Annotated in this window: 12 protein-coding genes; 2 read left to right on the top strand and 10 right to left on the bottom strand. The window is 61.4% G+C overall.

Annotation, left to right across the window (positions count from 1 at the left end; all coding sequences use genetic code 11):
• The first annotated feature begins 103 nt into the window (after window positions 1-103).
• Complete coding sequence (locus tag IFT47_RS14350) at window positions 104-361, top strand: CsbD family protein (RefSeq protein ID WP_122536577.1); 258 nt, start codon at window positions 104-106, stop codon at window positions 359-361.
• A 23-nt stretch (window positions 362-384) separates the two neighbouring features.
• Here the strand turns inward: IFT47_RS14350 and IFT47_RS14345 are convergent, their stop codons facing one another.
• From IFT47_RS14345 to IFT47_RS14315, 7 genes are all read right to left on the bottom strand, one after another.
• Window positions 385-1,533 carry an iron-containing alcohol dehydrogenase gene (locus IFT47_RS14345; protein ID WP_192173095.1) on the bottom strand — a complete coding sequence of 383 codons (1,149 nt, stop codon included), beginning with the start codon at window positions 1,531-1,533 and terminating at the stop codon, window positions 385-387.
• Window positions 1,534-1,910: 377 nt separating this feature from the next.
• Window positions 1,911-2,735 carry an ABC transporter permease gene (locus IFT47_RS14340; protein ID WP_065991348.1) on the bottom strand — a complete coding sequence of 275 codons (825 nt, stop codon included), beginning with the start codon at window positions 2,733-2,735 and terminating at the stop codon, window positions 1,911-1,913.
• Between the two features lie 11 nt (window positions 2,736-2,746).
• A complete protein-coding gene (locus IFT47_RS14335; RefSeq protein ID WP_192173096.1) occupies window positions 2,747-3,994 on the bottom strand; it encodes an ABC transporter permease in 1,248 nt (415 codons plus the stop codon).
• Between the two features lie 111 nt (window positions 3,995-4,105).
• Window positions 4,106-5,137: a polyamine ABC transporter substrate-binding protein gene (locus IFT47_RS14330; RefSeq protein ID WP_108121131.1), complete on the bottom strand. Its 1,032-nt coding sequence runs from the start codon at window positions 5,135-5,137 to the stop codon at window positions 4,106-4,108.
• 90 nt (window positions 5,138-5,227) lie between these two features.
• Complete coding sequence (locus IFT47_RS14325; protein WP_192173097.1) at window positions 5,228-6,352, bottom strand: ABC transporter ATP-binding protein; 1,125 nt, start codon at window positions 6,350-6,352, stop codon at window positions 5,228-5,230.
• A 291-nt stretch (window positions 6,353-6,643) separates the two neighbouring features.
• The gene (locus IFT47_RS14320; RefSeq protein ID WP_122536572.1) at window positions 6,644-7,273 is read right to left on the bottom strand and encodes a response regulator; all 630 of its coding nucleotides are present in this window, start codon (window positions 7,271-7,273) and stop codon (window positions 6,644-6,646) included.
• Window positions 7,270-9,258 (bottom strand): PAS domain-containing sensor histidine kinase, encoded by a 1,989-nt coding sequence (locus IFT47_RS14315; protein WP_407073238.1) that lies wholly within the window; start codon window positions 9,256-9,258, stop codon window positions 7,270-7,272. The genes IFT47_RS14320 and IFT47_RS14315 overlap by 4 nt, the downstream gene beginning before the upstream one ends.
• Window positions 9,259-9,480: 222 nt before the next feature.
• On the opposite strand from IFT47_RS14315, the gene IFT47_RS14310 reads away from it, so the two are divergent.
• Window positions 9,481-10,464: an alpha/beta hydrolase family protein gene (locus tag IFT47_RS14310; protein ID WP_192173098.1), complete on the top strand. Its 984-nt coding sequence runs from the start codon at window positions 9,481-9,483 to the stop codon at window positions 10,462-10,464.
• Window positions 10,465-10,518: 54 nt separating this feature from the next.
• Here the strand turns inward: IFT47_RS14310 and IFT47_RS14305 are convergent, their stop codons facing one another.
• The 3 genes from IFT47_RS14305 to IFT47_RS14295 are packed head-to-tail and all read right to left on the bottom strand — an operon-like array spanning window position 10,519 to window position 13,063.
• The gene (locus tag IFT47_RS14305; RefSeq protein ID WP_192173099.1) at window positions 10,519-11,292 is read right to left on the bottom strand and encodes a DnaJ domain-containing protein; all 774 of its coding nucleotides are present in this window, start codon (window positions 11,290-11,292) and stop codon (window positions 10,519-10,521) included.
• Window positions 11,293-11,961, bottom strand: a complete 669-nt coding sequence (murU, locus tag IFT47_RS14300; protein ID WP_192173100.1) for an N-acetylmuramate alpha-1-phosphate uridylyltransferase MurU — start codon at window positions 11,959-11,961, stop codon at window positions 11,293-11,295. It abuts the gene before it with no gap.
• A 58-nt stretch (window positions 11,962-12,019) separates the two neighbouring features.
• On the bottom strand, window positions 12,020-13,063 hold the full coding sequence (locus tag IFT47_RS14295; RefSeq protein WP_192173101.1) for an aminoglycoside phosphotransferase family protein: 1,044 nt from the start codon (window positions 13,061-13,063) through the stop codon (window positions 12,020-12,022).
• Window positions 13,064-13,108 lie beyond the last annotated feature (45 nt).

The raw sequence follows: 13,108 nt of genomic DNA, 5'->3' as shown, positions 1-13,108 counted from the left end.
TCACCTTCATGGAGTGATGCCCGGGCTCTACGCTATCAGTGTGGCTGCCCCGTCTGGGTCAGCGAGATATTCATCACTGATACTCATTTCCTGGAGCCAAGATATGAAAAGCGAACAAGTGAAAGGCGTTCTGGAACAAGCCGCCGGCAAGGCCCAAGACGTCTTCGGCAACCTGACCGGTGACGAGCGCACCCAAATGGAAGGCAAGGCGCGTCAAGCGGCGGGTGAGCTGCAGGAACGTTACGGCGATCTGCTGGACGAAGTGGCGACCTTCACCCAGCAACGGCCACGTACCACGCTAATGGTGCTCGCCGGCCTGACGCTGACCGTCGGCTGGTTGCTGGCCCGTCGTCGCGGTTGACGTTCCTGGCCTGGCCAGCCGGATCAATAGGCCGCGCGGTAGATTTTCTCGATGTCGGCGGCGGTCAGTTTCCGCGGGTTGTTGCGCATGAGGCGATCGATCTTGCTGGCCTCCTCAGCCATCGCGGAAATGGCGTCTTCGGGCACATTGAAGCTGCGCAGGCCAGACGGGATTTCCACCGCTGCGCACAAGTCGGCCATGGCTTTCACGGCCAGATCGGCGGCGTCCCTGTCGCCTAAATGTGCGACGCGGACGCCCATCGCGTCGGCAATGTCGCGCATCCGTTCGACGCAGGCCAGTTTGTTCCATTCCATCACGTAGGGCAGCAGCAGTGCGTTGCTGACGCCGTGAGCGATGTTGAAACGCCCTCCCAGCGGATACGCCAGCGCATGCACCGCGCCAACCCCGGCATTGCCGAACGCCATGCCGGCCATGAGACTGGCGGTGGCCATGTCTTCTCGCGCTTGCAAGCTGGACGGATTGGCGTAGGCCTTGGGCAGCGCTTTGACGATCAGCTTGATGGCGCCCAACGCGATAGCGTCGGTGATCGGCGAAGCATTCACCGAAAGGTATGCCTCGATGGCGTGCACCAGGGCATCGACTCCGCTGGCTGCCGTAACGCTGCGCGGACAGGTCAGGGTCATCAACGGGCTGACCAGCGCGACGTCGGGCAACAGATAATCGCTGACGATGCCTTTTTTCAGCTGAGCCTGTTTGTCCGAAAAGATCGCCACGTTGGTGACTTCCGAACCGGTGCCCGCGGTGGTCGGGATGGCAATCAGTGGCGGGCCTTTGCGCTTGACCAGATCAACCCCGAATAACCCGGCCAGCGGCCCTTCGTGGCTGGCGAACGCGGCGACGCCTTTGGCGATGTCGATAGCACTGCCGCCGCCCACGCCGATCAGGCCGTCGTGACCGCCGTCCCGGTAGGCCCGGGTGCAGTCTTCAACGATAGAGATTTCTGGCTCGGGTTTGACCTGATCAAACAAGCCATACCGACGGCCGCCCAATTGGGCTAGCGCGAGATCTACCGTTCCGGATTTGACCAGGATTGCGTCGGTGACGATCAGCGGGTTTTGAACGTTGAGCCGGGTCAGCTCGGCCGACAACTGCTCGATGGCAGCCGGGCCGGTGATCAGTTTGTTGGCGATTTTGAAGGCAGAAACACTCATCGGGCTCGTCCTTTACGTTGTTGTTGGAGACGTGGCTCTTTTACAAGGCAGGGTCAGCATGCGGTGAGTGAAACATAGACCGGATCGTGGGATGCGTCAGTTTTGCGGTGAAGCGGGGGAGTTAGATGGCATTTGTGGGACCGGCTTTAGCCGGGAAGAGGCCCGCGTGTACACCGTCCATTTTGCAGTGTGACGCAGGCCGCCTTCCCGGCTAAAGCCGGTCCCACAAAAAGCATGCGGTGCATGTGTAGGACCGTCTTCAGCCGGGAAGAGGCCCTTGTGTGCGCTATCAATTTTGCGGCGCGGCACCCGACGCATTTTCGGCTAAAACCGGTCCTACCATTCGCGGCCCGGTCAGTTCCTGCGGCGGGGATTGATCATTCCACCGCCGTGCGCAGTTTCTCGCTGCGACCACGCAGCCATTCCAGCACCAGCAGCAGCACCACTGAGAAGCCGATGAGCAAGGTGGCGGCGGCGGCAATCGTCGGGCTGAGGTTTTCGCGGATGCCGCTGAACATCTGCCGGGGCAAGGTCGCCTGGCCCGGGCCTGCTAGAAACAGCGTGACCACCACTTCATCGAACGAGGTCGCGAAGGCGAACAGCGCCCCGGAGATCACACCCGGTGCAATCAGCGGCAGGGTCACACGCCGAAACGCTGTGGTGGGCGAAGCGCCCAGACTCGCCGCTGCGCGCACCAAGTTGTAATTGAAGCCCTGCAACGTGGCCGACACCGTAATGATCACGAACGGCACACCCAGCACGGCGTGCACCAGGATCAGCGAGATATAGCTGTTGCCCAGCCCCAGCGGCGCAAAAAACAGGTAGCTCGCCACCCCGACAATCACCACCGGCACCACCATCGGCGAAATAACCAGCGCCATTACCAGCGCCTTGCCGGGGAAGTTGCTGCGCGTCAGACCGATGGCCGCCAACGTCCCGAACCCCATCGCCAGCACCGTGGCGGCTGGCGCGACGATCAGGCTGTTCTTCAGGGCGCGCATCCACTCTGCCGAGCCGAAAAAGTCCTGATACCAGTGCAGAGAAAACCCCTGCAGCGGGTAGACCAGAAAGCTGCCGGAGTTAAACGACAGCGGCACGATCACCAGCACCGGCAGCACTAGAAACAGCAGAATCAACCCGCACAGCGTGCGCAGCGTGTAATGCCAGACCCGCTCGATGGGCGAGGAATAAGGGCTCAACATGGTCGTTCTCCTCAGCTCAGACGCAGGCGGCTGGCGCCGACCAGCCAGTTATAGATCAGGTACAGCACGACGGTCGCCAGCAGCAACAACCCGCCCAGCGCCGTCGCCATGCCCCAGTTGATGCTGGTGTTGGTGTAGAACGCCACAAAATAACTGACCATCTGATCGTTCGGGCTGCCCAGCAGCGCCGGGGTGATGTAGTAACCGATGGCGAGAATGAACACCAACAGACAGCCCGCGCCGACACCGGCGTAGGTCTGCGGGAAATACACGCGCCAGAAACTCGCGAACGGGTTGCAGCCCAGGGAGATCGCGGCGCGCATGTAGGTCGGCGAGATGCCTTTCATCACGCTGTAGATGGGCAGGATCATGAACGGCAGCATGATGTGCACCATCGAGATGTAAACGCCGACCCGGTTGAACACCAATTCCAGCGGTTTATCGATGATGCCCATGGCCATCAGCGCGCCGTTGATCAGGCCGCTCGATTGCAGCAACACAATCCAGGCGGCGACGCGCACCAGGATCGACGTCCAGAAGGGCAGCAGGACCAGAATCATTAACAGGTTGCTCTGCCGCGCAGGCAGATTGGCCAACAGGTACGCCAGCGGATACGCCAGCAGCAGGCAGATCACGGTGATCACCAGGCCCATCCAGAAAGTGCGGGCGAAGATGTCGATGTAAATCGCCTGATCGGGCGTCGCGGGCGCCACTTCACCGAGGTCATCAATGCGATGGTCGACAGCGGCCAGCAAGTAATAGGGGGTAAAGCTTGAGGTGTTGCGGCGGATCGCCTGCCAATACGCAGGATCGCCCCAGCGTTCATCGACGGCTTCCAGCGCTTCCTTATAAGAGGCCGGCTCTTCCTTGAAGGGCATGGCGCGGGCGGTTTTCGCCAACAAGCTGCGGTAGCCCGCCAACTCCTGGTTCAAGCGTTTGGACAAATCGCCCAGGGTCTGATTCTTGCGCGCTTCGGCCAGGTCCTGGCTCGCGGCTTTGTACACCGCGTCCGGCGGCAGCCCCTTGCCGTCCCATTTCGCCACTTCGACCACAGTGAGCGGCATGCCACCCACCACTTCCGGGTTGCTGACGCTTTTGTAGAGCAGTGCCGCGATCGGCACGAGAAACACCAGCAACAGGAAGATCACCAATGGCGCGATCAACGCCTGAGCCTTCCAGCGATTGACGCGCTCGGCACGGGCCAGGCGTTGCTTCAGGGTCGGGCTGGCGCCTTCAGTCAGGGGCACGGCGATGGCCATAGTGAACTCCGAAATCTTTGAACAAAGAGCGCGTCCTCTGCCCTGCTTTCAGACAGGTCAGACGACGCACCCGGATCTAACTCACAACGAAGCGCTTACTGGGCAGTGCTCTTATTTGGCGGCCCAAGAGTTGAAGCGCTGTTCCAGCGACTCACCGAAGTCGGCCCAGAATTTCACGTCGATCTGCACCTGATCCTTGATGTTCTCAGGGGTGGTCGGCATGTTTTTCAGGGTGTCAGCGCTCAGCAATGGGACCGCGCCAGTATTGGCCGGGCCGTAGGCGATGTTTTCGGAATAGGTCTTCTGCTGCTCTGGCTTGAGGGAGTAAGCGATGAACTTCTTCGCTTCTTCGGCGTTTTTTGCGCCCTTCGGAATGGCCCATGCGTCGAAGTCATACACGCCGCCGGTCCAGACCACTTTCAGGTTGCTCTCTTTCTGCACGGCAGCGATGCGACCGTTGTAGGCCGAGCTCATCACGACGTCGCCCGATTGCAGATATTGAGGCGGCTGTGCGCCCGCTTCCCACCACTGAATGCTTGGCTTGAGCTTGTCGAGCATCTTGAAGGCGCGGTCCTGGCCTTCCTTGGTCGCCAGCACTTTGTAGACGTCTTTCGGCGCAACGCCGTCGGCCATCAGGGCGAATTCCAGGGTGTATTTGGCGCCCTTGCGCAGGCCACGTTTGCCCGGGAATTTCTCGGTGTCCCAGAAATCAGCCCAACCGGTTGGTGCGGATTTCAGCTTGTCGGCGTTGTAGGCCAGCACGGTGGACCAGACGAAGAAGCCTACGCCGCACTCAGAAATGGCGCCCTTGACGTAGTTGTCCTTGTTGCCGAGATCGACCGAGGCCAGCGACTCGAACATGTCTTCGTCACAGCCACGGGACAGCTCTGGCGATTCCACCTCCACCAGGTCCCAGGTCACGCTCTTGGTGTCGACCATGGCTTTGACCTTGGCCATCTCACCGTTGTATTCGCCAGCGATGATCTTGCCGTTGCCGGCTTTTTCCCACGGCGCATAGAAGGCCTTTTCCTGGGCCGCCTTGTTCGCGCCACCGAAGGAAATGACCGTCAGGTCCGCTGCCATGGCTTGCGCCGCGCACATCATGCCGACCGATAAGGCGGTGAGCTTCAATGTCTTGAGCATCAGTTTTTCTCTCCACGAACAATGTTGGTTAAGCGATGGGGCGATTTGGCTCGCCTCTGGGTTCTTCGGTTGACGCGTAACGCGGGTGTATCAATGTGCATCCAGCAACGGGTCCAGCGCGCGCGCGTGCTCGACCTGCCATCCAATGGGCACGACATCGCCAACGCTCAGCGCCGGATCCAGCTCGGCGATGGGCTGCTTGACGAAGAAATCGGTTTTACCGGCCACTTCCAGGCGCACTCGCACGTGGTCGCCCAGGTAGATGAATTCGGCAACACGGCCGGAGAAGCGGTTGACGCAACTCTCGCTGCGGCCGTTGAGGTTTACGCGCTCGGGACGAATAGAGAGCGTGACCGGGCTGCCGGTGGCGCCGACGTTGATCGCCAGCGCTTCGACTTTTTCGCCGCGTGCCAGGCCCACTACACAACGGTCGCCGCTCTGGCTGAGCAAGGTGCCGTTGATGCGGTTGTTCTCGCCGATGAAGTTGGCGACGAAGGTGTTTTTCGGTTCTTCGTAGAGGGTGCGCGGCGGGGCGATCTGCTGGATTTCGCCCTGATGGAATACCGCGACGCGGTCAGACATGGTCAGCGCTTCGCCCTGATCGTGGGTGACGTAGACGACGGTCACGCCCAGGCGCTGGTGCAGGTGCTTGATTTCCATCTGCATGTGTTCGCGCAGTTGCTTGTCGAGCGCACCGAGGGGTTCGTCCATCAGTACCAGCTGCGGTTCGAAGACCAACGCGCGGGCCAGCGCGACACGTTGTTGCTGACCACCCGACAACTGCGCGGGGTAGCGATGGGCGAAGGTGCCGAGCTGCACCATGTCGAGGGCACGTTTGACCTTTTCGGCGACGTCGGTCTTGCTCATGCCGCGCACCGACAGCGGGAACGCGAGGTTCTCGGCGACCGTCATGTGCGGGAACAGCGCGTAGTTCTGGAACACCATGCCGATGTCGCGCTTGTGCGGCGGCACATTGTTGATCGAGCGGCCGGCCAGCAGGATCTCGCCGGCGGTTGGCGTCTCGAACCCGGCGAGCATCATCAGGCTAGTGGTTTTGCCGGAGCCGGACGGCCCGAGCAGGGTGAGGAATTCGCCTTTGCAAATATCCAGGTTGAGGTCTTTGACGATCAGGGCTTCGCCGTCGTAGCTCTTTTGCACACCGCGAAAGCTGACCAGAACATCACTCGCCCCAGCGCTTGAATCGACGTTGCTCATTGCCCACACCTTTGTTTGATCCACCGTAGGGATCAAACATAGATGAGCCTGAAGGCCGCGCAAATCGGGGCGTGAGAGAGAATGACCTAGGTGGGGTGGAAGGTTTCGGGTAGGGATTGCCCTACAGGGATGGCGGGGATAGGTATGTCGCCCGGAAGTTATTTATGGCCTGGTCTGGCGTCTTCGCGAGCAAGCTCACTCCTACAGGGGGATCGCAATAACCTGTAGGAGTGAGCTTGCTCGCGATAGCGTTTTACGAAGCACCACAGGAAGTCGTTTTTAGACACGCAATCAAACCAACTTGTGCTCCATCGCATACTTCACCAGCTCGGCCAGCGAATTGATTTTCAGCTTTTGCATCAGGCGCGCCTTGTGGGTGCTGATGGTCTTGCTGCTCAGCGCCAGTTGCTGGGCGATGTCGTTGACGTTCGCGCCCTGGGCCAGGCGCTCGAACACCGAGAACTCGCGCTCGGACAACAATGAGTGCAACGGCCGGCTGTCCGTCAGACCGACCTCAAACACCATGCGATCGGCCAGGTCCGGGTCGATATAACGCCCGCCCGCAGCCACCCGCCGGATCGCCGTCAGCAGCAACGCAGGGTCGCTGTCTTTGGTCGCGTAGCCGGCGGCGCCTACCTTCAAGGCCCGCGCGGCCATTTGCGCTTCATCGTGCATCGACAGCACCAGAATCGCGGGCGGATTGTTCAGCGCGCGAATTCTCGGGATCGCCTCCAGGCCATTGACGCCCGGCATGGAAATATCCAGCAGCACGACCTCGCACGGGATGTGGCGCAAAGCCTCCAGCAACTGCTCGCCATTGCTGGCCTCTCCGACCACTTGCAGATCCTTCGCCAGGCCGATCAGCTGTTTGATGCCCTCGCGGACAATCGTGTGGTCTTCGGCAACCAATACGCGAATCAATGCACGTGCTCCTCAGCGACCGGGTCCAGCGGAATGTGGATGCGCAAGGTTGTGCCTTCTCCGGGCAAGGTGTCCAGATGCAATTGCCCGCCCATGATCAGAACCCGCTCGCGCATGCCCACCAGGCCGAACGACGCCGGACGTTCTGCGTGCTGATCGAAACCCTTGCCGTCGTCGGCGATGCGCATGCACAGCACGCCATCGCTCAGCGTCAGGCTCAGCTCGACCGTATGCGCTTCGGCATGGCGCATGACGTTGGTCAGCGACTCCTGAAGAATGCGAAACAGCCCGATGGCCGTTGCGTCCGGCAGGCTGGGCAGGTTGTCCGGTACCTGCACCAGGCAGGGAATCTGGGTGCGTGCTTCGAAGCGCCGGGCCTGCCATTCAATGGCCGACGCAATGCCTGCATCGAGAATCGGTGGCCGCAGGGCGGTCGCCACGTCTCGCACCAACTGGAACAACTGCGCAATCAGGCGCTTCATGCTGTTCAATCGATCACGCAAGCCAGGGTCAAGATCGGCGTAGGCCAGTTCACACATGGACGTTTCCAGCTTGAGCACGGTCAGCATCTGACCCAACTCGTCGTGGACTTCCCGGGCGATTCGGGCCTTTTCTTCTTCGCGCACGGTTTCCAGGTGCGCCGACAGCTCGCGCAACTGCTCGGCCAGCACCTGCAAGCGCGCCTCGCTCTCCTGCAGCGCGGCGAGGGACCGCCGCCGTTCGGTCACGTCGGTGATGAACACCACCAGGTACTCGGCGTCGCGAAAACGCAGGAAGCTCAGCGACACATCGGCAGGCAGGATGCTGCCATCGGCGCGCACGCAATTGCTTTCGTAGTTCTGCGGCCCTTCCTCGCTGGAGCGCGCGGTTTTCCACAGATTGAGCCAGCGATCCATGTTCAGCCCCGGCTCGAAATCAATCAGCGGCCGGTCCACCACTCCACCCGGCGCATAACCCAACATGGTTTCGGCGGCCTGATTGGCGTAGCGCACGTGGCTGTCCCAATTGACCCAGAGAATGCCGACGGTGCTCTGATCGATGGAGAACTGCGCCAGCCGCAATGCCTCCTCCCCTGCCAGACGCCTGGCGATGTCATCCCGGGCGGCGAGTAATTGTTTCTCCAGTTGCTGCTGTTGTTTGCGCTGCCAGTAAACAATCGCCGCGCTGGCGAGGAGCAGGACCAACAGCAGCAGCGCGATGTTCTTCCACAGCCCAGGCGATTCACTGATCTGCGGGTATTTGGGTTGAAGCCACTGCGTATGCAGTTGTTCGAGATCCCGGGCCGGAATGGCGCTCAATGCCTGGCTGATAATCTCGGCGAGCTGCGGCGTGTCACGTCGGGAGGCCACGCGCAGCAGCTGCGGGAAGCCAATGTCGCCAACCACGGCGAGCCCGGCAAACTCGGCTTCGCGGGACAGACGGCTGAGTTGCGCCTCATCGATCACGGCGTATCGCGCCTGCTGACTGAGCAAGAGCTGCAACGCCTGACGCTCCAGCGGCACGCCTTGCAGATTGAGGTGGGTGTAATTGCTGCGCAGGTAGTCAGCGGTGGCGCTGGGCATGCGCACAGCGACGCGCACCTGGCCGTCGAGCTTCTCCAGATCCACCGCGCCGGCGCCGTCACGTTCGCCAACGATCAGTTGCGGAACGCGCATGTACGGATCGGAATACAGCCACAGGCGCAAGCCGGCGGGCGTCTGGGTCAGGCCCGGCGCGAAGTCGATCTGGCCGTCGGCCAAGGCTTTTTCGAGCTCGCCCTGATCGGCATAACTGCGCCACAGCAGCTCCACCTGAAGGGTCTTCGCCATGAGATTAATGAGGTCGACGTTCGCGCCGGACAACTGCTGCGCACGACGATCGAGCTGGGCGTAAGGCGTTTGAAGGACGAGCCCCACGCGCAACTGCCCGCGCTGAGTCAACCAGTCACGCTGCTCGCGGCTCAAGGGGTCGGCCTGCGTGGGCGAGGCGACGGCGTAGTGCGACATTGGCAACACGATCAGCATCAGGCCGATCAAGAGCGCGCGGGTATCGCCGATAACCCGAAGGCACAGCGCACGGATTCTCAAACTGTCGTCTCCATTTCCCTGAATCCCATGCCGATCATGCTCTGTGTCTGTCGCTCGCTGAGACGCGGCGATTGCCTGGCCTGACAAACCGCCGTCAACCCATTAGTCTGCCGGAATTGTTTCCGGCCTTTGGAATATTCGATGTCCTACACCCTTCGCGCACTCTTTCCTGCGCTGTGCCTGACGCTGATACTACCTTGCTCGTCGCTCGTCATGGCTGCGGATCCGGCGCCGGACAAAGACGCCAAGCCTGCTGAAGCGCCAGTCGAGCGAGCGGCATTGCCGTCGCGCACTGAAGAAGACACCCTGGCGCTGGAGCGTCAGGTGCCACAAGCCGAGCAACAGCAGTTGCAGGCGGGCGACGAGACGTTTCTGGCGTTGTGGAAACCGGCGAATGTCGACGAGCCCAAAGGCGCGGTGATCATCGTGCCGGGGGCCGATGAGTCAGCAGACTGGCCGACTGCGGTGGCACCGTTGCGCCGCAAGTTGCCGGACGTCGGGTGGTCCAGCCTCAGTCTGAGCATGCCGGACGCTCACAATGACGGCGTATTCGCGCGCGCTGCGGATGCTCCGGCTGCGGCCTCTACGGGTGATAAACCCAAGGACGCGCCGGTCAAGGCACCGGATCCTGCAGCCACTGCTGAAGCGGAGGCCGCAGCGGCCGCCGAACAGGCAGCTGCCCAAGCCGAGATGGCCAAGGCCAGCGCCGAGAAAATCTTTACCCGGATCGACAGCGCCGTGACCTTCGCCCAGCAGAACAAAGCCCGGAGCATCGTCCTCCTCGGTCACGGCAGCGGCGCTTATTGGGCGGCGCGTTACATGAGCGAGCGGCCCTCGCCAGCCGTTCAACGCCTGGTCATGGTCACGGCCGTAGACACCGGCAAGGAAACGCCGTCGCTGATGGCGCTGCTGCCCACGCTGAAAGTCCCGACGGCCGACTTCGTCAACAAGGACCGTTCGGTGCCGCGTCAGCAGGCACAAGACCGCCTGGATGCCAGCAAACGAAACAAGAACGCCAGGTTCACCCAAGTGGCGTTGAGCGCCATTCCCGGCAATCCCGCGATGGAGCAAGATCAATTGTTTCGTCGGGTTCGGGGTTGGCTGGAGGGTGACGCCGCAAAGTAACCATTTCCGCCTTCGACGCTGCCCATGCTGCGGGCAGCATCCAGACCCAGAGCCTCAGCGAAACCCGCGCCGATCGCGAATGACCGCGTAGGCGTGGTGCAGCTCGCGGGTTTTCTCGGTGGCATCACGCACCTGTATCTGATTGGCGCCACTGCCAGCGATCTTGTCCGGGTGATGGCGACTGAGCAATCGACGGTAAGCGCGCTTGATCTGCGCTGGTTCCGCATCCGCTTTCACGCCCAGCAAACGCAGCGCGTCCTGAAACTCGCCGCCACTGCTGGCGGGAGCACCCCGCGAACGCTGCTCGTCTTCGGTGGAGGATAAGCCTTCGACTTTGCCTGGCGGCCAGCCCAGCCATTTGCCCCACTGCACAATCAATTCGCGCTCGGTGCGCGACGCCCTGCCATCCGCCCACGCCATGCGCCAACAGGCGCGCAACAAACCTTCTGCGGCGTGGGGCTGGGTTTTCAGGCGCGTCAGGTGGACGCGCAAATTGTCGCGCCCGTCCTTGCCCCGATTGAACGCCTGAATGGCCCGCCGCTGCGCTGCCTCGCTGAGGTCCAGTCGGCGCATTTCCACGCGCGCCTGCTGAATGTGCCCGTCGACCACACGGCCATCGCTCTTCGCCAGACGCCCCAGCAGAATGAAAATAAGCTCGTCGTCGCGCGGCACGGTGCGGCCATTGGCACGCTCGCGCATCTCCGCCCAGCTCCGGAAATGCAGCCGCCGATCAAGCGCCTGCCCCAGAAGCGCGCCGAGCATGGCGCCGGGAATGCTGGCAATCAGATACCCGACGCCACCGCCAACCACCGTGAATGGCCACAGCATCTAGGGCTTCACCGCAAGGATCTGCTCGACTTCGGCCAGTCGCTCATGGGTACCGACATCCACCCAGCGGCCGGCAAAACGTTCGCCGGTCACTAGGCCTTTCGCCATGGCGTCACGCAACAGAGGCGCCAGCTTGAACGCGCCTTCGGTGCAGCCCGCGAAAAGTTGCGGATGCAGCACCGCGATACCGCTGTAGGTCAGGCGCGGCTGATCAGCATCGTTGTGAACTTGCCCGTCGACCAGCGCAAAATCCCCGCCGGGGTGATGCGGCGGGTTGTCCACCAGCACCAGATGGGCGAGCCCCTTGAGCGGCTTCATCAACACGCTGAAATCGAAATCGACCCAGATGTCTCCGTTGACCACCAGAAACGGCTCGTCGCCCAGCAGCGGCAGCGCACGAAAGATCCCGCCGCCCGTCTCCAGCGGTTCGCCCTCAGGGGAGTAGGAGATATTCAGACCCCACTGGTGACCGTCGCCCACATGATTTTCGATCTGCTGGCCCAACCACGCGTGGTTGATCACGACGTCTTCAAAACCTGCCGATTTGATCGCGCGCAGGTGATATTCAATCAGTGGAACACCGCCGGCTCGCACCAGCGGTTTGGGCGTGTGCAGGGTCAACGGGCGCAGGCGCTCGCCTTTACCCGCCGCCAGAATCATCGCTTTCATGCGGCCCTCATCAAGACAATCTTCACGTGCAGTCCCTCTTCAATTGCAGTCCATTCCGTTACACAACAGATGCTGGTTTTGCCTGTGTCGGTTTTGTATGGCCAAGGCTGGTCAGCAGATTACTCAGTTCAACCAGCTCCGGGCGTCGCACCAACACCGCTTCTATATAAGAGAAGAAGCGCGGCACATCGGCGACGTAGCGTGACTTGCCATCACGGTGGCAGATGCGGGCGAAAATACCGATCACCTTCAAATGCCGCTGCACGCCCATCAAATCGCTGGCACGCCGGAATTCATCGAATTCGCCCTGCACCGGGATGCCCGCCGCAGCGGCCTTGTTCCAATACAGTTCGAGCCAGGTCGCTACACGCTCCTCCGGCCAACTCAGGAATGCATCCTTGAACAGGCAGGTGATGTCGTAGGTGACCGGGCCGTACACCGCGTCCTGAAAATCCAGCACGCCAGGGTTCGGTTCACTGAGCATCAGGTTGCGCGGCATGTAGTCACGGTGCACCAGCACCTTTGGCTGGGCCAGCGCGCTTTCGATCAGCAGATCGCTGACTGCCTGCCAACTGGCCTGCTGGGCCTGGTCAAACTCGACGCCCAGATGACGCTTCACGTACCACTCAGGAAACAGCTCCAGCTCGCGGCGCAGCAGTGCCACGTCGTAACTCGGCAACGGCGCGTCCATCGGCAGTTGCTGGTAGGCGAGCAGTGCGTCGATTGCCTCCATGAACAGCCGATCGGCGTTTTGCTCGTCGATGACATCCAGGTAGGTCTGACGACCCAGGTCATTCAACAAAAGAAAGCCCTGATTCAGGTCTTCGGCATAAATTTTCGGAACATTAATGCCCGACCCGCTCAATAAATGAGCGATATCCACGAAGGGTTTGCAGTTTTCCTGGGGCGGCGGCGCGTCCATGACAATAAAAGTTCGGTCGTCCCCCTCCCAGCGAAAGTAGCGACGGAAACTGGCGTCGCTACTGGCGGCAGTCAACGTGGCCGGGGGAATCGGGCCCCAGCCCTGGGCCTCAAATAAACGCGGAAGCTGCTCATCGAGCCAAACTTTCAGGTGTTGCAGGCGTACATCTTGATCTGGCATTGCAAGGGTCTCCGACGGCGCTAGCCGTCAAGCGGGTCATGCTTT

Source organism: Pseudomonas sp. CFBP 13711 (assembly GCF_014842265.1).
Taxonomy (GTDB): Bacteria; Pseudomonadota; Gammaproteobacteria; order Pseudomonadales; family Pseudomonadaceae; genus Aquipseudomonas.
This window is presented reverse-complemented; position numbering and strand designations above follow the sequence as displayed.

Coding starts and splice junctions, on each gene's coding strand:
- IFT47_RS14350 (WP_122536577.1), top strand. CDS start 104: ATGAAAAGCGAACAAGTGAAAGGCGTTCTGGAACAAGCCGCCGGCAAG.
- IFT47_RS14345 (WP_192173095.1), bottom strand. CDS start 1,533: ATGAGTGTTTCTGCCTTCAAAATCGCCAACAAACTGATCACCGGCCCG.
- IFT47_RS14340 (WP_065991348.1), bottom strand. CDS start 2,735: ATGTTGAGCCCTTATTCCTCGCCCATCGAGCGGGTCTGGCATTACACG.
- IFT47_RS14335 (WP_192173096.1), bottom strand. CDS start 3,994: ATGGCCATCGCCGTGCCCCTGACTGAAGGCGCCAGCCCGACCCTGAAG.
- IFT47_RS14330 (WP_108121131.1), bottom strand. CDS start 5,137: ATGCTCAAGACATTGAAGCTCACCGCCTTATCGGTCGGCATGATGTGC.
- IFT47_RS14325 (WP_192173097.1), bottom strand. CDS start 6,352: ATGAGCAACGTCGATTCAAGCGCTGGGGCGAGTGATGTTCTGGTCAGC.
- IFT47_RS14315 (WP_407073238.1), bottom strand. CDS start 9,258: ATGTCGCACTACGCCGTCGCCTCGCCCACGCAGGCCGACCCCTTGAGC.
- IFT47_RS14310 (WP_192173098.1), top strand. CDS start 9,481: ATGTCCTACACCCTTCGCGCACTCTTTCCTGCGCTGTGCCTGACGCTG.
- IFT47_RS14305 (WP_192173099.1), bottom strand. CDS start 11,292: ATGCTGTGGCCATTCACGGTGGTTGGCGGTGGCGTCGGGTATCTGATT.
- murU (WP_192173100.1), bottom strand. CDS start 11,961: ATGAAAGCGATGATTCTGGCGGCGGGTAAAGGCGAGCGCCTGCGCCCG.
- IFT47_RS14295 (WP_192173101.1), bottom strand. CDS start 13,063: ATGCCAGATCAAGATGTACGCCTGCAACACCTGAAAGTTTGGCTCGAT.